This is a genomic window from Lentzea xinjiangensis (assembly GCF_900110955.1).
Classification (GTDB): domain Bacteria; phylum Actinomycetota; class Actinomycetes; order Mycobacteriales; family Pseudonocardiaceae; genus Lentzea; species Lentzea xinjiangensis.
The window spans coordinates 53568-76681 of record NZ_FOFR01000004.1 but is presented as its reverse complement, the minus strand read 5'-3'; the positions used below and the strand labels follow the sequence as shown (position 1 = coordinate 76681).

Sequence of the window (23114 nt, the reverse complement as noted above, 5' to 3'; positions counted from 1 at the left end):
CTTAACTCCTCCTAACACGCGGCTTGCTAACCGCGAGCAATTATTTACACCCCCTTCTCAGCGGTCTGCTGTTCCCATGACAGCAACACCGCAACTGATTCAGGAATTCCGTCTAGTCCTTTCGTCGACTCCCATCGTCGAGGCGACTTGTCAGTGTTCCGACCTGAGCCCGAAGACCTCGAAGCTCACGAATGATGGTTTGCAGCAACGGGACCAGCGGGTCCTCTGCGGCTGTGACCGCGGAGTCCGCCTCCGGCGGGGTTTTCCCTTGCAGCACAGCGGTCAGGTGCTGCGGGTGCCAGTCGAGCGCGATCGACAGCGCTTCGAGGGTGCGCGGGTTTCGCCGGCGCTCAATGCGGCCTTGCTGCATCTCGCGAACGATCGCGTGCGATACGCCGGACCTCTCGGCGATTTCCTTTTGCTTCAAAGCCAGCTCCGCCGCGCGGGCATTGATTGCCTCCGCGACCGCCGACCAGTCCTCCGCCACGTGCGCCTCCGTGCTCCGCCTCAGCGCCGACATTAGCGCGGCCTGCGAGTGGGAAACGGAGTTTGCGCAGACATCAGCGGAGAATAGGTAGTTATTGCCGCCAATGTCAGCGCCTTCATCGAAGAAATCAGTCTTCTGAAGGGCTTACCGCAATGACATCGAACAGTGCGGCGGGCGAGCGCTCGCCGATCTTCTACACGGTGACAGAGGCCGCGCAGATCTTGCGCGTCGACGCGGCCACCATCTACCGGGCGATCAGGGAGGATGCGTTTCCCGCCGTGCGGGTGCGTACCAGGTACGTCGTGCCCGCGCGGGCGGTTGAGGAACTGGCGCGACAGGCAGCGGAATCCAGCGGCGTTGTCGACGTCGCGCAGATGGCCGCCGACCGCCGCAACGCCCGTGACTTCGAGCGGGCTACCGGGGGTGCGTGGTGAACCCGGAGGACTACTACGAGGTGGTGGCGGCCGAGTTGGACCGCTACGCGAAGGTGCCGGACGAGGTGCTGCTGGAGATCGTGACGCGGGACGGCGTGTGCATGTGGTTGTGGGCCGACGGCGACGGCCCCGAGTGGGAGCAGGAGGAGATCAGCGACCGCGAGGCTGCTGCGCGGTTGTGTGCGGACTGCCCGGTCCGGGGCGTGTGCTTGGAGTTGGAGTTGCGCACGGCCGGTGAGGACACGGTGGGTGTATGGGGTGGTTTGTCGCAGGAGGACCGCCGTGAGGTGTTCCGGGTGTGGCGTGCTCGTCGTGAGGGTGGTGGGTCGTCATGACGATCAACCTGACGCCGACACAGATCCTCGCGGTTGTGGGTGTGGTCGTGGTGCTGTTCTGGGTCTGGCGGGCGGGTGCCCGGCGGGCGAAGGCAGCGGCGGGCGCGGCGCGTGCCGGTGCTCGGTTGTTGTCGCTGACCGGGCGGGTGCTGGTGATGGCCGGGGCGATCGTGGGTGTGCAGTGGGTGGTGATCACGCACCGGGGCGACGTGACGTTGTTGCTCGTGGTGCTGGGTGTGCCCGCGTTGTTCGCGGCGTACACGCTGACGAAGGCGCTCACGATTACCACGCATGATGGCCCACGTCGGGGTGAGCGGCGATGAGGACGCCGATCAGGGTTCGGGAAGGGGTGGTCGCCTTCGGGCGGCCACCCGCCGCCCCGGCTGCCGAGAGGCTGGCTGCCGATGCGGCGTTCGAGGCGGCGGAGCTGCGGGCGTATGCGACGCATCCGGATGTGATCGCGTTGCGGGTCGAGCGGGTGCGCGCTCAGGTGGACCGGTTGTGCTGGTCGGGGATCGTGCTCGGTCTCGGGTTCACGATGACCAACGTGCAGTCGTTCGCGGCGGCGGGCACGCCGGCGTGGTCGCTGCCGTGGCTGGCGGCATGGCTGCTCGATCCCACCGTCTCGCTGGTGCTGCTGGCGATCCTGCGCGCCGAGCAGGTGACTGCGCGGTACCGGGTGCGGACGGGTGCGTGGACGCGGCGGGCGAAGTGGTTCACGCTCGCGGCCACCTATGTCATGAACACCTGGCACTCGTGGGCGGCCGGATCGGTGTCCGGTGTCGTGCTGCACTCCGTGCCGCCACTCGTGGTGTTCGTCGCTGCGGAGGCGGTCACGGACCTGCGGGACAAGCTCACGGAGGCGGTTGCGGCGGCGTTCTCCGAAGCGTCCGTACGTGCCACACAGGTCACCGCGGATTCATCCGCAGAGGCTGGTCATGAACCTGCGAAACCCAGGTCTCACAACAGGAAGCGTCCACAGGCGCGGGTGTCGTTCGCGGGCTATCTCGGCTTGGCACGGGAAGCGTGGTCGCCTGGTGTCGTGGTGAGTCCGGCATGGGTCCGTGCCGTCACCGGATGCTCGCGCGGGCTGTCGTCACGGTTGGCAGCAACGCTGGCGACTGAGGTGGACGGCGGTGAGAGCAATGGCTGAGCAGAGTCATGAACTCGCCGACGTTGGCCGTGAGCTTCCAGTACGACAGGTGTTCGAGGGTGAGTTCGTGAACGACACCGGCGCACCACAGTTGTCATGGTGGCTGCGGTTCGTGAACGTGTGGCGGCGTTCACCGCGTGTGCCGTTGTGGGCGAAGGACCGCGTTCACGCGGTGCAGGCCATGAAGGATCTGACCGTGGCCGTGGTGCGGGCACCGTTCCGGTTCCTTGGAGCGGTCGTGCGCGGGCTGGTGGTCGCAGTGCGGTGGTGGCGGTCGTGGGTGACGGTGCGGGACTACCGCCAGGCTGCGGAGCAGTCCGAGAAGCTTGCGGACAAGTTCGGCGACATCCGCGCGCTCACCCTGTTCCGGTGGAAGGTCACCGGAACCGTCGCCGCCGTGTTTCCGGCAGCAGGCCTGGTGCTGTGGTTGCTCTACGGAACGCTTGCGCTGTGGCTCGCCGGCATGGTCGTAGCGGTGATGCTTGCGGTGCTGGGTCGCCGCAAGGACGGCAGTCCTGGCAGGCGGCCGGTGCTGTCCGGCCCGCGCACGTTGACGTGGACCATGGACTCACAGGCGCTCGTGGACGCCTTCCGGGACGCGAAGCTGATCGGGAAGGACGAGACGCTGCGCCTGGTCCACCGTGCCACCCGAGAGGGTGCCGGGTGGGCGGTCACGGTCGACCTGCCCGCCACCCGCAAGGCAGTGGATGTGGTGAAGAACCGGGACGCGCTGGCGTCCGCGCTCGCTGTGGACGAGGTTCAGCTCAGCGTGGAGCGGGTCCGGGGCAGCGGCGGCCACGCTGGACGCGTGGCGCTGTGGGTCGCGGACGAGGACCCCTACAGCGCTCCATCGGTCCGGACGCCGTTGCTGGCGGTGGCGCGGTGGGATGCGTGGCGGCCGGTGCCGTTCGGCACCGACGCGCGCGGGCGCCGGATCGACCTGCCGTTGGTGTGGACGTCGGTGCTGATCGGTGCGATACCGAGGCAGGGCAAGACGATGGCCGAACGGCTGGCGGCCGCGGGCTTGATCTTGGACCCGCATGTGCGGCTCTACGTCGCCGACTTCAAGAACGGCAAGGACTGGAAGGCAGCCGAGCAGGTGGCGCACCGGTTCATGGCAGGGGACGACTCCGAGCACGTGCTGAGGTTCGTGGACTGGCTCGTGGAGCTCGTGGCCGACGTGCAGGCGCGGTATCGGCGGATGCAGGAGCTCGACGACGTCACGTGTCCGGAGTCGAAGGTCACGCCGGCGATGTCCCGTGACATCGCGTTGGGGATGCCGATCACCGCCCTGGTCGTGGACGAGGTCCAGATTCCGCTGGAGGACCGCACGCCAGTGGAGGTGCAGGGCAAGAAGCTCACGGCCGGGGAGTACTGCGGCGAGCTGCTGATGTGGCTCGCCAAGAAGGCACCGGCGGCCGGGGTCATCCTCATGCTGGCGACGCAACGGCCGGACGGCAAGACCATCCCGTCCGGACTGCGGGCGGTACTCGGATCACGCTTCGCGCTGCGAGTCATGGACTGGCGCGACAGCAACATCATCCTGGGCGAACAGATGAACACCCGAGGCTACGACTCCAGTCGTCTGCTGCCTTCTCACAAGGGTGTCGGCATCCTGCGCCCGGACGGTGAGACCCAGGCCGGAGCCGACGTGCTGGCGCTGACGGTGCGCACGTTCTACATGCCCAACGAGGACTGGCGCGAGATCTGCGCGCAAGGCCGAGCACTACGAGAACAGGAGGGCACTCTCAGCGGCCATGCAGCAGGGCAGACGACGCTGCCGACGGTTGACCGCATGGCCGTCGCGAAAGCGATCAGCGGCGGCACCTTCACCGATGCGGAACGGGTCGCGGAGGTCGAGTTGCCGGAACCACTGGCGTCCGTTGTGGACTACCTGGCGGGACACGACGGCAGGGACTTCGTGCCCACAGCCGAACTCGTGGAGGCGCTCGGCGTGGAGCCGAAGGGGTTCGGCCTCGACATGGCCGAGTTCGGCTGCCGCCCCACCCGCGACCGGGTACCTACTGAAGACGGGGTGAAGCAGGTGCGCGGCTACGACGTGGCGGACATCCGCGCGGCAGCCGAACGCGCCCGGCACAGCGCAGTGATCGATGCGGAGGTGCTCGATGACGACCGCTGACCCGTCACAACCCGTCCCACCGGACCCGGCACGCGTCACACGCCCTGTGACGGATCAGAAAACATGGATGACCAGCGAAAACGAGCCGCCGTGACGGGTGTGACACGTGACGGATGACCCGTCACAACCACCTGGAAACAGCCGGGTGCCGTGCCCCTCCGAGAGGGGCACGGCACCCGTCACGCCTTGCGTCGGTCCCTACAAGTCGTCGCACTCACGGACGAGGAGCGACCTGGACTCTTCCTCGTCCCAGCTCGTCTCATCAAGCGCGCGGACGAGCCGCCCATAGCCCTCAACCGCATCCGCCGACTCGATGAACAGGCTGGAGTTCTCGGCGGCCACCCACACCAACGGCTCGTACTTGCTGAAGGTCATCCGCGTGAACGGTCCAGCCAGACCCGCATGAGCGCCCAACGCAGCAGGCACGATCCGCACCCGGATGTTCTGCCAGTTCATCATGAACAACAGGTGCAGCAACTGCTTGTCATGGACCGCAGGACCACCGATCTTGAGACGCAGCGCCAGCTCGTGGATGAAGAACGTGCACCGTGCCCGCTGCGCCGAAGCGCCTCCTGCATCCCGAGCTGCACCTGTACTCGATCTTCGACCTCGTCCGCTGGCACCGTTGCGGAGGCGAGCAGCACCGCGCGCATGTAGTCGGCCGTCTGGAGGAAGAGCGGCACCATGTGCGTGTGCCAGCTGATCAGCGTCCCAGCCAACTTCACATGCTCAACCACTGTCCGAAGCCGTACCGGTGCGCACACACCATGTTGCTGCCACCAGCCTCGAATGTGCGCGTCCTGGTGAAGCGCCAACAGGTGGGCGAGTTCAGGAGCGTCGACCCGGCAGATCCCCAGGAGCGTGGCGGCTTCTAGCTGACTGACGCCACCCTTGCCGTTCACCGCGTTGGACAGTTTGGACGGGTCCCAGTCGAGCATCTTGGCGACTGTGTGCGATGCCAAACCCGTGCGTTCGAGGGCCACGCGAAGGCCTTCACCAAACTCACGACCACGCGCGGTTGAGACTCGCTTCGGCATACTGTTTCCTTGCAACGGTTTCTGAGTCGCGACCCGTTCAGGACGCGATGTTCTTGAAGTGCTGCGCGGCTTCCACGATCCGTTCAGTCGTCACGTCTACCGGAAGCGCCACGTCCATCAACCGCTCGTGCGTGTCCACGTAGGGACGCCGCTCGAACTCGCTCTCCAGCCACGTGCCGCCGTGCAGTTGGTCGAGGTAGACCACGGTGTCGAACTGCGCCTCGCGAAACGACAGGACGGAGAAGGAGACGGCCCCCGCGAACGCGGCCACGTCATCCGGCACGAGGAAGACCTGCACGGCGGCAAGCTCAGCCAGTGACGCCAGCCCGAACAACTGGTCCGCCATCACCAGCGCGCTGCCGACCGGCTTCCGCAACACCGACTCGCCCACCACGAGGTCCATCCGCAATGACACGCCGTCAGCGAGCTTCCGCAGAACCTGCTCACGGTGGCTGCCGAGGTACTGCCGGTGGTCACGCGCGGCCACAGATCCGACCTGAGCGCTACCAAGCCCGGCCGAGTACTCCGGAGTGCGGACCAACGGTGGCAAGACGTCCAGTGCCACGACCTGCAAGTGGTTCGCCTCTCGCTCCACCTCGGGATAAGTCCACTCGACACACGGCACGCCGCCACCGGTCAGCAGGTCGAACGTCCGGGGATCTCGCGCTCGCTGCGCACCGTGGAACGCAGGTGCCCGCCGCTCCTCGTTGATCCCGTACGCGAGCGCAAGCGCCATGACGTCCGCGTCGGTGATCAGGGTCAGCCCGTTCTGCATGATCGACGTCTTGGCCGACGACCAGTGCACACGCTTGCCCACCTCGGACAGGCTCAAGCCGCTTTCCTGCCGCCACAACGTGAGCGCGCGGGCGACAGCGCGGTTCTGGAGGTTGGACGTGAAGTTCTTCGGCATGTGAACGCATCTCGCTAGGTCGTGAGGCGGAACCGATGGTCATGAGTGCTGACGAAGTCAGCGAGGTGCTCGCAGCAGGCAGTTCACGCAAGGCATGCCTTCGCCTCGCTTGACCACTTCGGCGGTGCCGCGCTCGATCACCAGGCCGCAGAGGGCGGTGAGCCTCTGGGGAACGACGTCCGCCACTGGCATTGAGACCACGTGACAGGTGCGCTGCGACTCACGCACGTGCCCCGGCAACAGACGCACGAGCAAGAAGACGGCGCCATGCCCCATCACGATCACCGTCGGACCGGGGAAGGGTCGAGCCGGTGTCGTCCGGCGGCAGGAACGAGGGCGATGAAGTCCTGGGTGTCGTCATCGCGTGCTGTGGGAATGACCGAGGGCAGGTCTTCAGGCGGCTCCGCTGACTCCCGTACGAGTTCGAGGTCATCGAACAGGTCCAGCAGTTCGTCACGGATGGTGGCCGTGCGTTGGAGCGTCTTGGAACACCGCCGGACATAGGCCCGGCCAAGCGCGACGACGTACAGCGGAGGCAGCAGAAGCCAGAGAAGGAACAGCAGAAGTCCGGTTGTATCCCACACCACGACAGTCACCCGCCTCCGCTGACGTCAGATCAGCCAACATCAGCGTGTCGGACGGCAGATCGGGCGTAAATAACCTGGCAGCGACCTAAGGCGACATAAATCGACCTACAATCGTCGGCGCTGACATTAGCGAGACGGAGAGGTCAGCCCATGGGCTCAGCAGAGCGAGGTGGACGGCCGGGGACGCTGTTCGGGGAGTTGTTGCGGCAGCGTCGTCTGACTGCTGAGCAGTTCAGCCGGCAAGCCGAACTGTTCGCGCGGCAACGCGGCATGAAGGTGACACTCGGGGCACGCCAGGTTCAGCGCTTGGCGTCTGGTGTCCGGGAGGACGGTCGTCCGCTTGGCCCTCCCCGGCTCGTCACCCAGCGGCTGCTCGAAGAGATGTTCAGCGTGCCGATTGACCGCCTTCTTGCACCCGTGAAAGCTCCGACCCCATCGGTCTCCGAAGACCTGGAGTTGCAGGCGCGGATCACCCGAGGAAGAAACGTTGACCGCGAGACCGTGCGACTCCTTCAGCAGAAGCTCGACATCACGCGCGTGATCGATCGTCGGCTGGGCGCGTCCGTATTGCTGGGTGAGCTTCGGGCACAGATCGACCAGATGGACGGAATGCTGGACGACGTCCTTGATCGATCGGTGCAAACGAGCTTGGCCGCGGTCGTGGTCGACGCGTCCGCGCTCGCCGGATGGCAGTCGCTCGATCAGGGAGACGTAAGGGATGCGTGGGCCTTCTACAACAAGGCCGTGCGAGCAGGGAGGCACGCGCAATCACCCGCGCTTGAGGCCTATGCGAGCGCGGGCAAAGCGGTCGTTCTGCTCGACCTCGGCGAGACTCAGGCAGCCGTCGATCTGACGGATCACGCCCGCCGCACCGCGAGAGGTCGAGTGCCGCGTCTGCTGGTCTCATGGCTCACAGCGGCCTACGGCGAAGCATGTGCCGCAAACGGCGAGCACACGCGGTCAATGAGGGCCTTCGATGATGCTCTGGGAGCCATTCCAGCCGACGACAGCAGCGAGCCTCCGTACCTCGTCTTCGACGGGACCCACCTGTCCCGGTGGCGTGGCAACGCCCTTGCTCGGCTGGGGGCACCTGAAGCAATCGATGTTCTTTCCGACGTGTTGGAGCGCCTTGACCCCAGTTTCGCGCGGGCTGAGACAGCGCTGAGGATCGATCTTGCCCAGGTGTTCACCGCAACGGGCGACAAAGACGCCGCAGCCGCGCACGCGGAACGTGCGCGGCTGCTGGCGACTCAGGTGGGTTCGGTGCGTCAGCGTAAACGGCTCGCCTCGCTAGTCGGCTGACTTCCTCAGCTTTCGCTTCGGCATACGCGACCCAAGCAGTTCGGCAGCCTTGCGGTCGGACGCCGCGACCCAGGCCGCGTAGACGCGCAGCGTCGTAGCTCCACCGCCGCCGTGACCGAGGCGGCCGGCGACTGTGCGGAGGTCTACGCCCGCCGTGAGCAGTTCCGTAGCGGAGTAGTGCCGCAGTGCGTGGATGTGCGTCTTGATCCCGAGGCGTTCCGCCATGTCCTTGTAGCGGCTCGACACGGCGTGCGGCGAATAGGGCGTCGTGGGGTCGACGTTCCGCACGCCGGTGAACACGTACATGTCGTCGGTGAGGTCGATCCCGAGTTCGGCGAACCGTTGCTCACATCGCTGCCGGTGTTCCATGAGCAGGACCACGGTCTCCGTGTCGAGCGCGATCCGACGCATTTGATGGGTCTTGGTGTCCTTCTCCTTGCCCACGCCACGACGCAGTGCGTAGCTGCGACGGACCTCGATCACGCCTTCGTCCAGATCAACGCGAGACCACTTCAGCGCGCAGATCTCGCCGCGTCGGACACCGGTGGTCATCACGAGCCACACCAGCGTTCCCCAGTCGTCATCCATGACGAACGCTTCCTCGGCCAAGCGGGCGGCTTCAGCAGAGGACGGCGGGTCGGGCTGTGGCGGCTTCTGAGCCGGTTTCTTCGCCACCTTGGCAGGGTTGCTGGTGACCCAGTCCCAGCGAACCGCCGCGTTCAGAACGCCACTGATGATCGAGTGGATCTGCCGCACGGTCGAAGCGGCCATCGGGGAGCACTTGTGCGCCTTGCACTTGGCTTCCTTGCAGTCGTGCTCGCCGTTCTTCTTGTGCTTCTCCACGTACGGCTTGCCGTCGCAGCGCGCCCGACATCGCCGAAGATCCGCGTAGAGGTTTTCGAGCGCCCGCGCGGTCACCTTCTTCACCTGCGTGGCGCCCAGCGCGGGCCTGATGGTGCGTTCGATGTAGCCCTCGTAGCCGTCGCGGGTGCTGTCCTCAAGATCAGACGTGCGCAACCACTCGTCAATCGCATAGGAGAACGTCACCGTGGTGCTGGCCGCCCGTTGCCCGTCGACTTCGGCCAGCAGCCGCGTCTGCACTTTGTCGGCAGCCTTGTACGCGGCTTTGTCGGTGCCTTTCACCGATTCGGTGAGATAGACGTCCTTGCCCGTAACCGGGTCCTTGCCCGCGAAGACGCGGACCTGAAGCGAGTTGCCGCGAACGCGGATGCTGCCCCGTGTCCGGCGGTCCTGCGAGCCGTCTGCCCTGGTCATGACCTCATGGTCAGCCCGATGTCAATGGACAGCAGCATGGACAGCGGATCATCTAACGATCTTCGAAAGCCCTGTATCCGCAGGTAAAGCCAGTGGGGCAGGTGGGGCTCGAACCCACGACCTGACGGATTATGAGTCCGCTGCTCTGACCAGCTGAGCTACTGCCCCCGTCGCAGCGGCGACCCGATCCCCCGCTAACGCTGCGTGGTGGAGGATACCGATCACGCCGAACGGGCCTTGCGCACCCCCGTGGCGAGCGACACATAGGCTGGACGCGTGCGTTTGACCCTCCGCGACTTCACCCCGGCGGACGAGCCCGAGCTGCTGCGGCTGTTCGCCGACTGCGACGACTGGTTCCAGGCCGCCACTGGCCACCCGTCCGGGCCCGGTGACGTGCAGGGCCTCTTCTACGCGTTGCCGGAGGGGGCCGCGTTCGAGCAGAAGCGGCTGCTGGTCGCGCAGGCCGAGGGCATGATCGGGTTCGTCGACCTGGTGCTGGACCACCCCGTGCCCGGTGAGGCCGGCATCCGGTTCTTCCTGGTGCCCAAGGACCTGCGCCGGTGGGGCATCGGCCGGGAGATGGCCAGGGCACTCACCGAGCGTTATCCGCGGATCAGGCGCGTGCACGTGCCGCTCGACGACTTCCAGCCCGGCAACGAGTTCCTCAAGGCTCTGGGCTTCACCCTCAACGGTCAGCGCGCGGTGCTGGAGATCGCTCCCAGGTCCGACGGCCGGTAGCCGTCCGGGTAGCCGGGGTAGGTGCGGTTGCGCGCACGCGTCAGCTTCAGCGAGCGGCGTGCCGGCATCCGGCGCACCACCAAGGCCCGCAGGCGCAACGCCGTGCGTCCCACCGCACCGACCCACGCCGGCGGCGCGATGAAACCGAAGGCGCGCACCATCAACGGGTCCAGCATCGCGACCACGGCCCGCGAGACGACGGGCTTGAACATCCGCGGGTACCAGGAGCAGAACAGGTCCAGGGTGTACTGGCCGATGCGGCGGTTCGACGGCGCGAACACGAAGTGCGACTGTTCGTAGGCCTTCTTGAAGGCGAGGAACTCGTCGTAGTCCGCCGGGATGTCGCGAATGCCCATCCGGGCGCCGACCGCGCGGTAGAAGTGGAATCCGGCGAGCTGCTCGTTCCTTGAGAGCGGCCTCCAGCCGTAGCGCGAAAGCCATTCGATCGGGTCGTAGATGAACGTCGACAGCACGTACAGCATGTCGTCGTTGGAGATGTCGTAACGGCCGTGCTGGCGGTTGACCACCCGCAACGCCTCACGCCCGCGCGGGGAGTCGTAGCCGTGCTCCACGAGTTCGGCCATCAGGGTGGCGGTGTCGTCGTAACGCTTCTGCGGCCGCCGTTCGAACTCGCCGGTGCGCTCCAGCAGGCCCGAGATCGTCGGGACGCAGTAGGTGCGGAACAGCGCCATCTCCAACGACTTCTGGTAGTCCCAGGGGAACTCCAGGCCGGAGGAGATCCGCATGATCTCCTCGTGGTCGGCGACGGGGTCCAGGGAGGAGATCCGGCGGAGGTTCGCGAAGCGGGCCATCCACCCAACCTGACGCAAAGCCCGCGAAAGCAGAAGGCCCCAGTCGGATGACCGGGGTCCCAACCCACCAACAGCTTTTCGCCAACCCGTCACGTCGTCAGCGGAATTCGTCGTCGCTTTCGAAGTACTGGACGGGCCAGCCGTCCGCGGTGAGGAAAGCGTCGAGTCGGCCGGCCAGGTCGTCCTTCATCGCACCGGCTTCCAGCCGGGTGATGACCGTGGCCTCCCAACCACCGTGAGCGGACCGCCACGGCCGCAGCGTCCACGTCAACGCGACATGTCCTCCGGACTCGAACACCGCGGCGACCGCCAGGTCTCGATCAGCGTTGGCCCAGCGCCGCTCGCCCTGCCAACCGCGGAAGTCGAGGCGGTCGAGGAAACGGGCAAGACCTCGGCCCACCACGAAGTTGGTGACGCCCTCCAGGCGGGCCTCCAGCCGGGGTGCCTGCGCGGCAACGACGAAGAACATCCTGCCGTCCTGCGGCGCCACCGCCGCGTGCCGTTCCGCGAAGCGCACCGACACCGACGGGTCGCGCTCACACCGGAACACGACCTCGGCATCGTCCAGACACGTCAGATCGGGCTCCGGAAGCAGCCAGTCGTGTGGACAGCTCGTGATCACGTCGCACGACGGTACTCGTGGTCGAGAGGCGGGAGTGAGTCGCGGCAACCGGCGTGGGCACATCGCGGGAGCCGCGATACGCAATGAGGCCCCATCCACAACGGATGGGGCCTTCCGGCGGCTGCACGCACTGCCCGAGCAATGCTCAAGACCTGTGGATCGGGTCAGGGAGGACGGAGGGCGTATCTTCCCGAATGATCCTGTGACGGTCACCGAGCAGGTCCGCGAGGCGCCCGGTTCGAGAACGGCGTCCTCGCCGAGCGCGAGGAGTTGGCGGCCTGATGACCACCCCCGAGTGGCTCACCGACAAAGAGCTGGACGAGCTCGACGAACTTGCGACCGCCGCGACGCCAGGCCCGTGGTTCGTCCGTGCTCTCGACGACGATTACGCGATGAACCTCATTGCCGTGAGCACCGTGCCCGACACCGGCCTCGGCGAGCGGTGGCCGAGTTTCGCCCACGGCGAGATAGTGGCCGCAACTCTTGTCCAGCAGCCCCGCTATGTCGACTCCTCCGACGAGCGCTGGGACGAGAACGCTCGATTCATCGCCGCGGCGCGCGACGGCGTCCCGCGCCTCATCGCCGAAATCAAGCGCCTACGCCGACAGCTGGAGATTACTCCGAGAATCGATCAAGAGGCGACCTGACCCACAACTACTGGCAATTGCTCGCACTGCCTCGTCGCGGTCCCTCTCCTCCGCTCGCGGTGGCTGTGGGGTCGCTTAGGTCGCTGTCCCGTTCGATCGGGGCAGGCCGGTCTCCGTCGCCGGGTGTGGGTGGGTGGCCACAGGCCGGGGCCCCGCCCGCTTACCCGAGCGACACAGAGATGGGGCCGTGAAGCCTCTGTCGAACGGGGACAGAGCGTCGACCTAAGCGGCCCCGCAGGCCGCCTTGACACCGCGACGGTGGAGGTTCGGGCCATCGTCATCCGGGTCAAGGGTGTCGGCCTGGCGCTCCAGCCGAAGTCCAAGAGCAAGCCGGGTTACCGCACGGTGGAGTTGCCGTCCTGGGCCGTGGCCATGCTGCTTCGCTGACGTCCGGTCGACGCCGAGCCGAACGACCCGACCTTCACAGCGCCGATGGGCGACCATCGAGCCCCGTCGAACAGGAACACGCACGCGGACCTCAAGGAGGCCTTCACCGCGGCGGGCTACGACTGGGTGACCAGCCACGTCTACCGCAAGACTGTGGCCTCGATGATGGACGACGCCGGCCTGAGTGCGCGGGCCGCTGCTGACCAGCTCGGGCACGCCAAGGTCTCGATGACCCAGGACAACTACTTCAAGCGCAAGGTGGCCAAGACCGGCGCCGCGAAGGTCATGGAGGCCGTGGTCAGACGCGAGTGAGTCGCGACCATTAGCGTGGGTTAAGCGTAGGATCCGTGAAACGAAGTGAGGCCCCATCCACAAGGGATGGGGCCTCAACTGGCGCCAAGCTCCCCCAACTGGACTCGAACCAGTAACCCTGCGATTAACAGTCGCATGCTCTGCCAATTGAGCTATGGGGGAATGTTCTGTTGTTCCACGCTGTCAGGCTTGGTTCCTCCTGACAGTGGGTAACTCTACATGAGCCGCAAAACGGGTTCTGCAAGGACCCCCCACTTTGCGACGAACTAGGGCCTGACCAGGCACGATGTGAGAGGAGACCCGCATGAAGGGCATCTTGGTCGGTGCGGCGATCGGCTACGTGCTCGGCGCGAAGGCCGGACGGGAGCGCTACGACCAGATCGTGCGTCTCTGGCACCGCTTCGTCGAGAACCCGACGGTGCGCAAGACGGCCGCCCAAGCGAAGGACAAGGCGTTCGTGGCCGCCCACCAGGCGAAGGACAAGGCGTTCGTGGCCGCTCACCAGGCGAAAGACCTCGCGTCCGACGCCGCCGAGAAGGCCGCGGAGAAGGCTCCGTGGCGGCACCAGGACGAGGCCAACGGGCGTCCCGTCGCGCCGCCGGTCGTCCCGCGGGCGTGACGATCTTCACACCTGCGCCACCACGAAGATCCGCCTGAACGGGAACCACGTCGTGCCGTCGGCCCGCTCCGGGTAGGCCTCGCGCAGTCGCGGCGCCAGTTCCGCGAGGTAGGCCTCCCAGTCCGGTGAGGACAGTGCCGCGCGCACGGGCCGCAAAGCCGTGCCGCTCACCCACTCGAGCACGGGGTCCGGTCCGGACAGCCGCTGCACGTACGTGGTTTCCCACACGTCCACAGAGGAGCAGCCGGCCAGCAGCTCGGCGTACTCCACGGGGCTGCGCACCGGCTCGTCCGCGCGGAAGACGTGCGCCAGCGAAGGTCCGGCGACCTCGCGGATGAGCCGGTGTGACGCGTCGGTGTAGTTGCCCGGCACCTGGAACGCGAGCCACGCGCCCGCGGGCAGGGAAGCGGCCCACTTCGACACGATCGAGGGATGGGACGGCACCCACTGCAGCACCGCGTTGGACACCACGACATCGGTGTCCGGCAACGGTTCCCACTCGGTCACGTCGTCCACGCGCGCGTCGACGCCCGCTGCGCGCGCCGCCTCGACCATCTCCGGCGACGAGTCGAAGGCCTCGACCACCGCCGACGGCCACCGGGCGGACAGCGTCGCGGTCAGGTTCCCCGGCCCGCAGCCCACGTCGACCACGCGGCGCGGGGACTCGGCCCCCACGCGCGCCAGGAGCTCGTAGAACGGCCGCGCCCGGTGATCGGCGAAGGCCAGGTACTGCGCCGGATCCCACATGCGACTTACAGTACACGCGTACTGTTAGCGCGTCAGCCTCTCGGCGAACGCCGCCGCGGCCGTGCGCACGGCGGCGAGGTCCACTCCCGCGTCACCCCGCGCCTGCCACACCACGCCGTCCCGGCCGGGGATCTTGCGCTGCACGATCCACACCCCCGGCGACTCGACCCGCTCGCGCGCCCGGATCGACCCCTCGACGCGCTGGCTGATCGCGCGCAGCACCCGGCCGGGGTCGTCGTCGACGGCGAACCGGTGCGCGGGACGGTCCTCCAGCAGCACGACAGGGCCTTCCGCGGAGGCCTCGGCGGCTTCCACCACCCGCAGCGAGCCCTCCCACTTCACCTTGCTGATGAGGTGCCAGCCGATGCGGCGGGGGCCGGGCACCCACAGGCCCAGTGACGTCACCACGAGGTGGCCGCCGCCCCGCACGGCCGTGGCCGCGATCACGGTCTCGTCCAGCTCCAGCGCGCCGGTGAACCCGTCCGGCGCACCGTTGCCGAACAACCGCCGCAACAGTCCCACTACAGCACTCCAGCGCTCTGCTGCAGGAGTGCCTTGCGGTACTCCTCCAGCGCCACCAGGTCGCCCCACAGCGCCCGGTACTCGTCGGCGTCCTTGATCGGCGACAGCCGCCGCAGCCGCGACTTCACGTCCTCGACCTGCTTGCCGACCTGCACCTCCTGCAGCCGCGCGATCACCATCGACACGTAGCGGAACTCGTCGTTCTGCTTGACCGTCAACGGTTCCACCGCGAGCTCGGTCAGCACCGACCGCACCGACGCGTGCGAGCACTCCTGCGAGATCGCGTCGAGGTACGTCGTGCCCGCGAGACCGGAGGCCGCGCCACCGGCGGCGCGGATGGCCCGGTGCAGCGCCACGTACGCGGGGTGCGTGAACGCCTCGTCGGGCAGCGAGTCGTACAGCGGACCGGCGTACTCGGGCAGCCGCAGCGCGACCTTGAGCACCTCGCGCTCGGGCACCAGGCGCGGGTCGCGCGGGTTCGGCCGCGGCGGGCCGTCGACCTCCACGGCCAGCGCCGTCTGGTTCGGGTCGGTGCGCTGCGCGGGGGCGGCCGGGGCCTTGCCGCCGGCGGTCTGGCGCACCCGGCGCACGACCATCGCCTCGTCGTCCCAGCCGACCCACCAGGCCAGCCGGGTCGCGTAGCCGTCGCGCTTGGCGCGGTCCTTGATCTGCGCGACGAACGGCACCATCTTCTTCAGCGCCTCGACGCGGCCGTCCACCGAGTCGAGGTCGTAGGCCTTGAGCTGCGCCTTGATCGCGAACTCGATCAGCGGCGTGCGCCTGGCCACCAGGTCGCGCACCGCGACGTCGCCCTTGGCCTGCCGCAGCTCGCACGGGTCCATGCCGTCCGGCGCGACCGCGATGTAGGTCTGCGCGGAGAAGTGCTGCTCCCCGTCGAACGCCTTCAGCGCGGCCTTCTGGCCCGCCTCGTCACCGTCGAAGGTGAAGATGACCTCGCCGTTCACGTCGTCGTCGATCAGCAGCCTGCGCAGCACGTTCATGTGCTCCGTGCCGAACGCCGTGCCGCACGACGCGACCGCCGTCGGCACGCCTGCCAGGTGCATCGCCATCACGTCGGTGTAGCCCTCGACGATGACCGCCTGCTTGCGCTTGGCGATCTCGCGCTTGGCCTGGTCGAGCCCGAACAGCACCTGCGACTTCTTGTAGATCATCGACTCGCTGGTGTTGAGGTACTTCGCCTGGATCGGGTCGTCGTCGAAGATCCGCCGCGCGCCGAAGCCGACGACCTCGCCGCCGATGTCCTTGATCGGCCACAGCAGCCGCCGGTGGAACCGGTCGATCGGCCCCTGCTTGCCCTCCTTGGCGAGCTGGGCCTTGATCAGCTCGGTGACCTCGAACCCGCGGCCGAGCAGGTGCTTGGTCAGCTTGTCCCAGCCGCCGGGCGCGAACCCGCAGCCGAACTGCCTGGCCGCCGCCTCGTCGAACCCGCGCTCGGCCAGGAACTCGCGCGCCTGCTTCGCCTCCGGGGAGGCGAGCTGCTCGGCGTAGTACTCGGCCGCCGCCTTGTGCGCCTCGATGAGCCTGCTGCGCGTGCCGCGGTCGCGCTGGGTCGTCGCGCCGCCGCCCTCGTAGTTGAGCTGGATCCCCGCCCGGTCCGCGAGCCGCTCGACGGCCTCCACGAACGACAGGTGCTCGACCTTCATCACGAAGGCGATCACGTCGCCGCCCTCGCCGCAGCCGAAGCAGTGGAACGTGCCGTGCGACGGGCGCACGTTGAACGAGGGCGTCTTCTCGTCGTGGAAGGGGCACAACCCCTTCAGCGCTCCCCCGCCGGCCCTCTTGAGCGAGACCTGGTCCCCCACGACCTCGTCGATGCGGCTGCGCTCACGCACCAACGCGATGTCGCTCTCCCTGATGCGTCCTGCCACGTGCCCGAGTCTAATCCTTTGGCAAACTGCCAACCGTGACCGCGGCTGACGACTTCCGGCTCCACCGCTCCCACCTGATCGGGGTCGCCTACCGGCTGACCGGCAGCGTCGCCGACGCCGAGGACGCCGTGCAGGAGGCGTGGCCCCGGTTCGCCGCGGCGCGGGGCGTCGAGGACGCGCGCGCCTGGCTCACGACCGTGGTGAGCCGCATCTGCCTGGACCGCCTGCGCTCCGCCGCCGTGCGCCGCGAGACGTACGTGGGCTCGTGGCTGCCGGAGCCCCTGGTGACGACCGGCGAGGACGACGACCCGCTGGCGAGCGTGGTGCGCGCGGACGGCGTGCGGATGGCGGCGCTGGTGCTGCTCGACAAGCTCACGCCCGACCAGCGCGTGGCGTTCGTGCTGCACGACGCGTTCGCCGTGCCGTTCAGCGAGATCGCGCAGGTGCTGGGCGTCTCGGAGGCGGCGGCCCGGCAGCACGCGTCCCGGGCCCGCAAGGCCGTGAGCGGCTCCACGCCACCGCCCCGCGCCGCGCTGGACGAGCAGCGCGAGGTGCTCGAGAAGTTCCTCACCGCCCTGGCCGGCGGCGACATCGACGCCGTGCTCGGGCTGCTGCACCCGGACGCGGTGATGATCGGCGACGGCGGCGGCAAGGCCCGCACCGCCGTCCACGCGGTCTCCGGCGCGGACAAGGTGGCCCGCTTCTTCGCCGGCCTCCTGCGCAAGTACGGCCACCCCGAGCACCGGCCGGTGCTCGTCAACGGCGACCTCGGCGTCGTCATGGCGGCGCAGGGCGACATCGCGTCCCGCGTCACCGCGTTCACCGTGCACGACGGCAAGATCGCCGCCGTCTACGACATCGCGAACCCGGACAAGCTCGGGCACGTCGAGTTCTGATCACCACCGCAGCCGCAGCAGCTTCCCGACGTCGCGCAGCTTCGGGATCGCGCCGACGACCTTCATCTGGATCCTGCCGGACCTGGGCAACGCGTCCAGGTGCGGCAGGTCCACGCTGCGCCGGGCGTCCACTGTGGTCAGTCCGGGGTGCAGCGCCTCGACCTCGCGCGGATCGTCGACGCCCCAGTGCAGGGTCGCCCCGGCGTTGCGCACGGCGGGAACGAGCTTCTGCATCTTGATCCCCCACGAGCCGTAGACGTCGAACAGCAGCTCACCGCTCCGGAACCGCTCGGTGATCCTCCTGATCAACGCGTGGCCCTCGTCCCGCGTGAGGTACATCGAGAGGCCCTCGAAGACGGCGGCCACCGGGCGGTCGGCGGGCACCTCGTCGAGCCACGCGTCCTCGGTGACCGATGACGCCACCAGCCGGTAGTCACCGGCGGGCGCTGGCAACAGCTTGTGCCGCAAGGCGACGACGTCGGGCATGTCGACGTCGACCCACCGCACGGTGTCCGGCCGTTCGAGCCGCTGCGCACGGGTGTCGAGACCGCACGCCAGGTGCAGCACCGTGCAGGACGGGGTGCGCCGGACGAAGTCACGCGTCCAGTCGTCGAGCACCCGCGCGCGGATCGCGACACCGACCGCCGTGGTCGTGGTCATGCCGGTCTTGCGGAAGTCGTAGTCGATGCGCTCGACCGCGCGCCTGGCCTCGTCGTCGTGCAGCACGGAGGTGGGCCGCTCGCTGTCGAGCGCCCGGCCGTACAGCGTGGCGAGCATGGTCTCCTGGGCACCCGTCAGGGTGATTTTCTCCACACGTCTAGTGTGCCGGTGCGCGGCAGGCGTCGCCGCTGGTGAACCCCTGGTCCTTGATCTCGAACGCGCTGTTGAACCGCGCGCGCTGGTTCTCCAGCGCGATCTGGTAGGTGAGCGCGACGAGCTCCTTGCGCCCCAGCAGGTCCTCCAGCTCGGCCACCTGCCCGGCGGGGACGCTGACCGGTGTGCCGGTCATCGCGTCGGCGTAGGCGAGCGCCTTGCGTTCGAGGTCGGTGAAGAGCGGCGAGGTGGCGTACGAGTCGATGTGCTTGAGCCGCTCGATGTCGAGCCCGCCGTGCTTCATCAGCATCGCACCGAAGTCGACGCACCACGAGCAGCCGAGCCGCACCGCCGTGCGGTAGACGCAGAGCTCGAACAACGGCCCGTGCGCGGAGGTCTTCACCGCCTTCTTCACGGCGAGTTCGTGCCGGGCGCTCGCGACCACCAGCGCCGGGTGGTGCGCCATCACCGCGACGGGTTCCGGCACCGCGCCGAACTCGCGTCGCGCGAACCAGTACAGGGCCTTGACGAGCGGGCCGGCTTCCTTGCGGGAGACTCCGTTGATCCTGGTCATGCCCACTGGACGAGGCGGCCCGCGGAAACGTGACACCTTTGGGTGACTGGGTAGCAGGGCGCCCAGCTCATAGGGTCCACCGCATGAGCAACGACTTCGTGCTGGACATCGATCACGAGTCGGCCGGTCTGCTGGCGGGGACCTTGCTGGCCGGCGACTCGTGCGCGGTGCCGGTGCGTCATCAGAACGTCCGGCTGCTGCTGTGCGCGCTGCCCGGCGAGGACGGCATGCGCCTCTTCCTGCGCCGCAACGATCCGAACTAACGGTCGTAGACCGCCACGTACTCCATCAGCAGATCACGCGACTTCTCGTTGTCGAGCGCCACGGCGTGCATGCGCTGGAAGACCCGCACGGCGCGTTCGACGGTTTCCGCGTCACTGGCGAGCACCCAGTTCGCGAGGTAGACCAGCGGTGGCTCGTGCTCGTACTGGATCAGCGCGTAGTCGAGCCCGACCGCCGCCGCCCCGCCCGCGCTGGCCGGCACGATCCGGATCGAGGGCGCGTGGAACAGCAGGTGCAGGACCTGGTCCTCCATCAACCGGTTGTTGCCGACGAGGGTGCGCAGCGCGTACTCGTGGATGAAGAACACGCACTGCGGCAGCACGCCGGCGCACTGCAGCTCCGGGGCCGGCGTGAGGCCCAGCGCGCTGGCCAGCGCCTTCGCGTACCACTCGGTGCGCAGCAGAACGGGAATGGTGACGCCGCTGAAGCAGGTGATCCGCGTGGCGCCCGCGGCGGCGAGCACGACGAGCTGCTCGCCGGCACCGTGCTGGGTCATGCCTGGAACGGTAAAGCCGTGATCATGATCTCGCCGCGCGAAACGCCCACCCATCAGGGCGAATGCTCACGGATGGGCGACCTGCGCGAGGAAGTAGACCGCACCCGAGCGCGCGTGCCGCACCGCGAGCAGGAACGGCCGGTCGACGGTCACCACGACCGGGTCCACCGGGATCTCCATCGACACCGTCCGGAACGTGACGGCGGTGGCCGCCGCGCCCTCCAGGCCTTCCTCGTCCAGGCGCAGCACGGCCTCGTGCACGACGTCGTCCACGAACATCCGGTCGCCGGGCGCCAGCCAGGAGAAGTCGGCCTCGCGGGCGAACATGCGCTCGACGCCGAGCTGCCGCAGCGCACTCTTCAGGGTGAACTTCGCCCGGACGTCCACTGTGGGCAGTGACAGTTCGAGCCTCACGAAGTCCTGCGCGGTGAAGGCGGCGGGGTGCAGCGGCTGCTCCAGCGACTCGTCCGGCAGCAGGACCACCGCCTCGACGCCCGAATCGGCGGGCAGCACGATCGTCCGCCAGCCGTCGCGGTGGGCGTAGCGGAACTTCTCGGTGATCTTCATCGTCGGCACGTCCACGTCCCCGCCGGGCGCGTGGAACGGCGCCGGCGCGGTCTCGTGCGCCGGGAACGCGTTCAGCCAGCCCACCTTGAGGTAGAGGGCGTTGACGATGATCGCGGCGGCGTCCGGTGGCGGCGGGCTCGACAGCAGCTCGGGGATGAGGCCGCGGGTCGTCTCGGCGACGTCGGTGTTGACCAGCTTGCGGACGGTGGCCGAGTCGGAGAACGCGGTGCGCCGGACCGAGGACGCGAGCGAGAAGTCCGGGTTCAGGGTGAGGTGGTCGTCGGCCCACAGGGTGTTCGCGACCGCGAGCTCGGGCACGTCCAAGGCGTCCGCGGGGTCGAAGCCGGCCAGGAGCCCGTCGAGCTGGGCGCGGGTCTCGCCGCGCGCGGCCTCACGGGCCAGTGCGAGCGCGCCGGCGACCGAGAACGGCGACCAGCACGCGGTGGAGGACGGATCAGGTACGGCGACGCGGTGCAGGGTCAGGGCGAAGTCGGCCTGGTCGGTCACGAGAGCTCCTCCATCGGCGCGGATCTGGCGGTGACGGCACGACCGGGTTCCCTGAGGACGGGCCCCTCCGTCGTCGAAGCTACGCCGATGCGCGGTGCCAGGCCACGGCCTGCGCGTCGGTGAGCAGCGCGACCTGGTCGACGACGACGCGAAGCCGTGCGGCGTCGGAGGAAGCGGCCGCGAACACCGGTCCGAACGCGGGGTCGAGCAGCTCCGGTCGTTCCACCAGCCGGGTGACGAGGTCGGTGATCAGCTCGCGCTGCCGCGCCTGCATCGCCAGGCGGGCCGGGTCGCTCATGACGTACCGGACGGCCATCGCCTTGAGCAGCGCCACCTCCGCCGCGACCTGGCTCGGAACCTCCAGCGAGGCGTTGTACCTGGTGAGCGCGCCGTCGCCGTGCACAGCGCGGGTGGCGGTGACGGCGGCCGAGGCGAAGCGGCCGACCAGCTCGCTGGTGAGGTTCTTCAGCGCCACCTGCGCGCCCAGCGAGCCGTCGTACTCGTGCTCGGTCCAGTACGCGATCACCGGCAGTGTGAGCAGCTCCTCGGCGGTGGCCTCGAGCGTGGCGACGGACTCGTCGGAGAACGTCTTGGCGGCGAGGGAGGCGATGGCCGCGCGTTCGTCGGGGCGGGCCAGCGCACCCAGGCTGATGCGGTGGGCCAGCACGCCGTCCTCGACGTCGTGCACGGAGTACGCCACGTCGTCGGACCAGTCCATCACCTGCGCCTCGATGCACCGTTCGCGATCCGGCGCGCCCTGGCGCATCCACTCGAACACTTCGAGGTCGTCCTCGTAGACACCGAACTTCACCGTGCCCGGCCTGCGCGCCCACGGGTACTTCGTCGAGGCGTCGAGCACCGCGCGTGTGAGGTTCAGGCCGTGCGCCGACTTGGGTTCAAGGCGCGCGAGGATGCGGAACGTCTGCGCATTGCCCTCGAAGCCGCCACATGGGCCGGCGAGCTCGTTCAACGCCCTCTCGCCGTTGTGCCCGAACGGCGGGTGCCCGATGTCGTGCGCCAGACCGGCCGTGTCGACGATGTCGGGATCGCAGCCCAGCTCCTCGCCGATGCCGCGGCCGATCTGCGCGACCTCCAGCGAGTGCGTCAGGCGGGTCCGCGGCACACCGGTGACCTCGGAGCCCTCGCCGGGACCGACGACCTGGGTCTTGCCCGCGAGCCTGCGCAGGGCGGCGGAGTGCAGCACGCGGGCGCGGTCGCGGGAGAACGGCGTGCGCGTGTCCGTGCGAGCGCCCGGCAGCACCGCGGTCTTCGGTTGCTCGGTGAGCAGACGCTCCGCGTCGTGGCCGGTGTATCCCATCAGCCGATTTTAGGGAGGTTGAGCTCCTCGAACACGCCGGCGTGCGCCTTCATCAGGCGGTAGTAGAGCAAGGCTCCGGTCTCGCGCCGGATGTAGAACAGCTGCGTCTCGCGCGTCTGCACGTTCGGGCCGCTGCGGGTCGGCGACGTCCAGGCCTGCAGACCGGCGTCCTCGGCCATCGTGCGGGCGCGCAGCGAGTGCCACGGGTCGCTGACGATCACCGCCGTCTTCAGGTCGCGTTCCCGCGCCACCGACGCCACGGCCCGCAACGAGCCGAGCGTGTCCGCGCCTTCGCCGACCTGCAGCACGTGGTCCTCCGGCACCCCGTGCTCGACCAGCCACAGCTTGCCGACCTGGCCCTCGGTGAAGTTGTCGCCGGGCTGGCGGCCACCGGTCGTCGCGATGTAGCCGACGACGCCCTTGCTGTAGAGGCCGAGCGCGTGCCGCAGCCGGGCTTCGAGCACGTCGGACGGGACGCCGTTGTACTGCGCGGCGCCGAGGACGACCGCCACGTCGGCCTTCGTCCAGTCGTCGACCCGCGCGACCTGCCACACCCGGAACGCCGTGCCGCCCACGACCAGCATGCCGATGACGATCGCGCCGAAGAACAACCGCAGCACGATCCGGCGAATCCTGGCGAGTGGTCTCAGGGGCGTCGTCCGCACCCCTGCATGGTCGCAGATCCGGCCGCCGCCGCATTGACGCC

The 23114-nt window shown here is 68.4% G+C and carries 28 protein-coding genes, 2 tRNA genes and 1 pseudogene; 13 read left to right on the top strand and 18 right to left on the bottom strand.

The window, feature by feature from the left end:
- Window positions 1–112 precede the first annotated feature (112 nt).
- The gene (locus BMW88_RS12140; RefSeq protein ID WP_089950785.1) at window positions 113–487 is read right to left on the bottom strand and encodes a helix-turn-helix domain-containing protein; all 375 of its coding nucleotides are present in this window, start codon (window positions 485–487) and stop codon (window positions 113–115) included.
- A 152-nt stretch (window positions 488–639) separates the two neighbouring features.
- Between BMW88_RS12140 and BMW88_RS12135 the strand changes: the two genes are divergently transcribed.
- Genes BMW88_RS12135 through BMW88_RS12115 form a run of 5 tightly spaced genes read left to right on the top strand, consistent with a single transcriptional unit; the run spans window position 640 to window position 4549 of the window.
- A complete protein-coding gene (locus BMW88_RS12135) occupies window positions 640–921 on the top strand; it encodes a helix-turn-helix domain-containing protein (protein ID WP_089950784.1) in 282 nt (93 codons plus the stop codon).
- Window positions 915–1256 carry a WhiB family transcriptional regulator gene (locus BMW88_RS12130; protein WP_089950783.1) on the top strand — a complete coding sequence of 114 codons (342 nt, stop codon included), beginning with the start codon at window positions 915–917 and terminating at the stop codon, window positions 1254–1256. Before BMW88_RS12135 ends, BMW88_RS12130 begins: the two co-directional genes overlap by 7 nt.
- On the top strand, window positions 1253–1579 hold the full coding sequence (locus BMW88_RS12125) for a hypothetical protein (RefSeq protein ID WP_089950782.1): 327 nt from the start codon (window positions 1253–1255) through the stop codon (window positions 1577–1579). The genes BMW88_RS12130 and BMW88_RS12125 overlap by 4 nt, the downstream gene beginning before the upstream one ends.
- Entirely contained in the window at window positions 1576–2409 is an 834-nt protein-coding gene (locus BMW88_RS12120; protein ID WP_089950781.1) for a hypothetical protein, read from the top strand. The genes BMW88_RS12125 and BMW88_RS12120 overlap by 4 nt, the downstream gene beginning before the upstream one ends.
- Window positions 2402–4549 carry an FtsK/SpoIIIE domain-containing protein gene (locus BMW88_RS12115; RefSeq protein WP_089950780.1) on the top strand — a complete coding sequence of 716 codons (2148 nt, stop codon included), beginning with the start codon at window positions 2402–2404 and terminating at the stop codon, window positions 4547–4549. Before BMW88_RS12120 ends, BMW88_RS12115 begins: the two co-directional genes overlap by 8 nt.
- A gap of 198 nt (window positions 4550–4747) precedes the next feature.
- Here the strand turns inward: BMW88_RS12115 and BMW88_RS43195 are convergent.
- From BMW88_RS43195 to BMW88_RS12090, 3 genes and pseudogenes are all read right to left on the bottom strand, one after another.
- Window positions 4748–5235, bottom strand: a pseudogene (locus BMW88_RS43195) (DUF5753 domain-containing protein).
- Window positions 5236–5623: 388 nt separating this feature from the next.
- Window positions 5624–6496, bottom strand: a complete 873-nt coding sequence (locus BMW88_RS12100) for a helix-turn-helix domain-containing protein (protein WP_089950777.1) — start codon at window positions 6494–6496, stop codon at window positions 5624–5626.
- 281 nt (window positions 6497–6777) lie between these two features.
- A complete protein-coding gene (locus tag BMW88_RS12090; RefSeq protein ID WP_089950776.1) occupies window positions 6778–7092 on the bottom strand; it encodes a hypothetical protein in 315 nt (104 codons plus the stop codon).
- Between the two features lie 141 nt (window positions 7093–7233).
- Here BMW88_RS12090 and BMW88_RS12085 point away from each other — a divergent pair, with 141 nt between their 5' ends.
- Window positions 7234–8385: an NsdA family TPR-like regulatory protein gene (locus BMW88_RS12085; protein WP_143116042.1), complete on the top strand. Its 1152-nt coding sequence runs from the start codon at window positions 7234–7236 to the stop codon at window positions 8383–8385.
- On the opposite strand, the gene BMW88_RS12080 is transcribed toward BMW88_RS12085, so the two are convergent.
- Both BMW88_RS12080 and BMW88_RS12075 read right to left on the bottom strand, forming a co-directional pair.
- Window positions 8374–9660: a site-specific integrase gene (locus tag BMW88_RS12080; RefSeq protein ID WP_089950774.1), complete on the bottom strand. Its 1287-nt coding sequence runs from the start codon at window positions 9658–9660 to the stop codon at window positions 8374–8376. The two genes, BMW88_RS12085 and BMW88_RS12080, sit on opposite strands and share 12 nt — an antisense overlap.
- Window positions 9661–9753: 93 nt before the next feature.
- Window positions 9754–9828 (bottom strand) — tRNA-Ile (locus BMW88_RS12075).
- A 108-nt stretch (window positions 9829–9936) separates the two neighbouring features.
- Here BMW88_RS12075 and BMW88_RS12070 point away from each other — a divergent pair.
- The gene (locus BMW88_RS12070) at window positions 9937–10398 is read left to right on the top strand and encodes a GNAT family N-acetyltransferase (RefSeq protein ID WP_089950773.1); all 462 of its coding nucleotides are present in this window, start codon (window positions 9937–9939) and stop codon (window positions 10396–10398) included.
- On the opposite strand, the gene BMW88_RS12065 is transcribed toward BMW88_RS12070, so the two are convergent.
- A complete protein-coding gene (locus BMW88_RS12065) occupies window positions 10353–11210 on the bottom strand; it encodes an oxygenase MpaB family protein (RefSeq protein WP_089950772.1) in 858 nt (285 codons plus the stop codon). The two genes, BMW88_RS12070 and BMW88_RS12065, sit on opposite strands and share 46 nt — an antisense overlap.
- Before the next feature lie 97 nt (window positions 11211–11307).
- Window positions 11308–11832, bottom strand: coding sequence for a DUF6228 family protein (locus tag BMW88_RS12060; RefSeq protein WP_177221066.1), 525 nt, complete (start codon window positions 11830–11832; stop codon window positions 11308–11310).
- 281 nt (window positions 11833–12113) lie between these two features.
- Between BMW88_RS12060 and BMW88_RS12055 the strand changes: the two genes are divergently transcribed.
- The 3 genes from BMW88_RS12055 (at window position 12114) to BMW88_RS12050 (ending at window position 13178) form a co-directional block, all read left to right on the top strand.
- Window positions 12114–12479 (top strand): hypothetical protein, encoded by a 366-nt coding sequence (locus tag BMW88_RS12055; RefSeq protein ID WP_089950771.1) that lies wholly within the window; start codon window positions 12114–12116, stop codon window positions 12477–12479.
- A gap of 258 nt (window positions 12480–12737) precedes the next feature.
- Window positions 12738–12866: a hypothetical protein gene (locus BMW88_RS43980; RefSeq protein ID WP_281249394.1), complete on the top strand. Its 129-nt coding sequence runs from the start codon at window positions 12738–12740 to the stop codon at window positions 12864–12866.
- 45 nt (window positions 12867–12911) lie between these two features.
- Complete coding sequence (locus tag BMW88_RS12050; protein WP_089950770.1) at window positions 12912–13178, top strand: tyrosine-type recombinase/integrase; 267 nt, start codon at window positions 12912–12914, stop codon at window positions 13176–13178.
- 89 nt (window positions 13179–13267) lie between these two features.
- Here BMW88_RS12050 and BMW88_RS12045 read toward each other — a convergent pair.
- A tRNA-Asn gene (locus BMW88_RS12045) sits at window positions 13268–13340 on the bottom strand.
- Between the two features lie 142 nt (window positions 13341–13482).
- On the opposite strand from BMW88_RS12045, the gene BMW88_RS12040 reads away from it, so the two are divergent.
- Complete coding sequence (locus BMW88_RS12040) at window positions 13483–13797, top strand: YtxH domain-containing protein (RefSeq protein WP_089950769.1); 315 nt, start codon at window positions 13483–13485, stop codon at window positions 13795–13797.
- A 6-nt stretch (window positions 13798–13803) separates the two neighbouring features.
- Here the strand turns inward: BMW88_RS12040 and BMW88_RS12035 are convergent, their stop codons facing one another.
- From BMW88_RS12035 to dnaG, 3 genes are read right to left on the bottom strand one after another with little or no spacing between them, the layout of a single operon-like run.
- Window positions 13804–14544: a trans-aconitate 2-methyltransferase gene (locus BMW88_RS12035; RefSeq protein ID WP_089950768.1), complete on the bottom strand. Its 741-nt coding sequence runs from the start codon at window positions 14542–14544 to the stop codon at window positions 13804–13806.
- A gap of 24 nt (window positions 14545–14568) precedes the next feature.
- Window positions 14569–15066 carry a hypothetical protein gene (locus tag BMW88_RS12030; protein WP_089950767.1) on the bottom strand — a complete coding sequence of 166 codons (498 nt, stop codon included), beginning with the start codon at window positions 15064–15066 and terminating at the stop codon, window positions 14569–14571.
- Window positions 15066–16955: a DNA primase gene (gene dnaG, locus BMW88_RS12025; RefSeq protein ID WP_089950766.1), complete on the bottom strand. Its 1890-nt coding sequence runs from the start codon at window positions 16953–16955 to the stop codon at window positions 15066–15068. Before dnaG ends, BMW88_RS12030 begins: the two co-directional genes overlap by 1 nt.
- 35 nt (window positions 16956–16990) lie before the next feature.
- Between dnaG and BMW88_RS12020 the strand changes: the two genes are divergently transcribed.
- Window positions 16991–17851 carry a sigma-70 family RNA polymerase sigma factor gene (locus BMW88_RS12020; RefSeq protein ID WP_245777728.1) on the top strand — a complete coding sequence of 287 codons (861 nt, stop codon included), beginning with the start codon at window positions 16991–16993 and terminating at the stop codon, window positions 17849–17851.
- Here BMW88_RS12020 and BMW88_RS12015 read toward each other — a convergent pair whose 3' ends face one another.
- Both BMW88_RS12015 and BMW88_RS12010 read right to left on the bottom strand, forming a co-directional pair.
- On the bottom strand, window positions 17852–18664 hold the full coding sequence (locus BMW88_RS12015) for a class I SAM-dependent methyltransferase (RefSeq protein WP_245777727.1): 813 nt from the start codon (window positions 18662–18664) through the stop codon (window positions 17852–17854). It lies immediately after the preceding gene.
- Between the two features lie 4 nt (window positions 18665–18668).
- Complete coding sequence (locus tag BMW88_RS12010; protein WP_089950764.1) at window positions 18669–19238, bottom strand: carboxymuconolactone decarboxylase family protein; 570 nt, start codon at window positions 19236–19238, stop codon at window positions 18669–18671.
- An 83-nt stretch (window positions 19239–19321) separates the two neighbouring features.
- On the opposite strand from BMW88_RS12010, the gene BMW88_RS12005 reads away from it, so the two are divergent.
- Entirely contained in the window at window positions 19322–19501 is a 180-nt protein-coding gene (locus tag BMW88_RS12005) for a hypothetical protein (RefSeq protein ID WP_089950763.1), read from the top strand.
- Here the strand turns inward: BMW88_RS12005 and BMW88_RS12000 are convergent.
- From BMW88_RS12000 to BMW88_RS11985, 4 genes are all read right to left on the bottom strand, one after another.
- Window positions 19498–20016: a Scr1 family TA system antitoxin-like transcriptional regulator gene (locus tag BMW88_RS12000; protein ID WP_089950762.1), complete on the bottom strand. Its 519-nt coding sequence runs from the start codon at window positions 20014–20016 to the stop codon at window positions 19498–19500. The two genes, BMW88_RS12005 and BMW88_RS12000, sit on opposite strands and share 4 nt — an antisense overlap.
- Before the next feature lie 66 nt (window positions 20017–20082).
- Entirely contained in the window at window positions 20083–21090 is a 1008-nt protein-coding gene (locus BMW88_RS11995) for a serpin family protein (RefSeq protein ID WP_089950761.1), read from the bottom strand.
- A gap of 79 nt (window positions 21091–21169) precedes the next feature.
- Window positions 21170–22408 carry a deoxyguanosinetriphosphate triphosphohydrolase gene (locus tag BMW88_RS11990; RefSeq protein WP_089950760.1) on the bottom strand — a complete coding sequence of 413 codons (1239 nt, stop codon included), beginning with the start codon at window positions 22406–22408 and terminating at the stop codon, window positions 21170–21172.
- Window positions 22408–22992: a YdcF family protein gene (locus BMW88_RS11985; RefSeq protein ID WP_089951076.1), complete on the bottom strand. Its 585-nt coding sequence runs from the start codon at window positions 22990–22992 to the stop codon at window positions 22408–22410. Before BMW88_RS11985 ends, BMW88_RS11990 begins: the two co-directional genes overlap by 1 nt.
- Window positions 22993–23114 lie beyond the last annotated feature (122 nt).

Bases quoted from the DNA above. Each gene is read 5' to 3' on its own strand.
- BMW88_RS12035 (WP_089950768.1), bottom strand. From the start codon at position 14,544: ATGTGGGATCCGGCGCAGTACCTGGCCTTCGCCGATCACCGGGCGCGG.
- BMW88_RS11990 (WP_089950760.1), bottom strand. From the start codon at position 22,408: ATGGGATACACCGGCCACGACGCGGAGCGTCTGCTCACCGAGCAACCG.
- BMW88_RS12085 (WP_143116042.1), top strand. From the start codon at position 7,234: ATGGGCTCAGCAGAGCGAGGTGGACGGCCGGGGACGCTGTTCGGGGAG.
- BMW88_RS12080 (WP_089950774.1), bottom strand. From the start codon at position 9,660: ATGACCAGGGCAGACGGCTCGCAGGACCGCCGGACACGGGGCAGCATC.
- BMW88_RS12010 (WP_089950764.1), bottom strand. From the start codon at position 19,238: ATGACCAGGATCAACGGAGTCTCCCGCAAGGAAGCCGGCCCGCTCGTC.
- BMW88_RS12120 (WP_089950781.1), top strand. From the start codon at position 1,576: ATGAGGACGCCGATCAGGGTTCGGGAAGGGGTGGTCGCCTTCGGGCGG.
- BMW88_RS12100 (WP_089950777.1), bottom strand. From the start codon at position 6,496: ATGCCGAAGAACTTCACGTCCAACCTCCAGAACCGCGCTGTCGCCCGC.
- BMW88_RS12040 (WP_089950769.1), top strand. From the start codon at position 13,483: ATGAAGGGCATCTTGGTCGGTGCGGCGATCGGCTACGTGCTCGGCGCG.
- BMW88_RS12005 (WP_089950763.1), top strand. From the start codon at position 19,322: ATGAGCAACGACTTCGTGCTGGACATCGATCACGAGTCGGCCGGTCTG.
- BMW88_RS12115 (WP_089950780.1), top strand. From the start codon at position 2,402: ATGGCTGAGCAGAGTCATGAACTCGCCGACGTTGGCCGTGAGCTTCCA.
- BMW88_RS11985 (WP_089951076.1), bottom strand. From the start codon at position 22,992: ATGCTGGTCGTGGGCGGCACGGCGTTCCGGGTGTGGCAGGTCGCGCGG.
- BMW88_RS12055 (WP_089950771.1), top strand. From the start codon at position 12,114: ATGACCACCCCCGAGTGGCTCACCGACAAAGAGCTGGACGAGCTCGAC.
- BMW88_RS12050 (WP_089950770.1), top strand. From the start codon at position 12,912: ATGGGCGACCATCGAGCCCCGTCGAACAGGAACACGCACGCGGACCTC.
- BMW88_RS12135 (WP_089950784.1), top strand. From the start codon at position 640: ATGACATCGAACAGTGCGGCGGGCGAGCGCTCGCCGATCTTCTACACG.
- BMW88_RS12000 (WP_089950762.1), bottom strand. From the start codon at position 20,016: ATGACCCAGCACGGTGCCGGCGAGCAGCTCGTCGTGCTCGCCGCCGCG.
- BMW88_RS12125 (WP_089950782.1), top strand. From the start codon at position 1,253: ATGACGATCAACCTGACGCCGACACAGATCCTCGCGGTTGTGGGTGTG.
- BMW88_RS12065 (WP_089950772.1), bottom strand. From the start codon at position 11,210: ATGGCCCGCTTCGCGAACCTCCGCCGGATCTCCTCCCTGGACCCCGTC.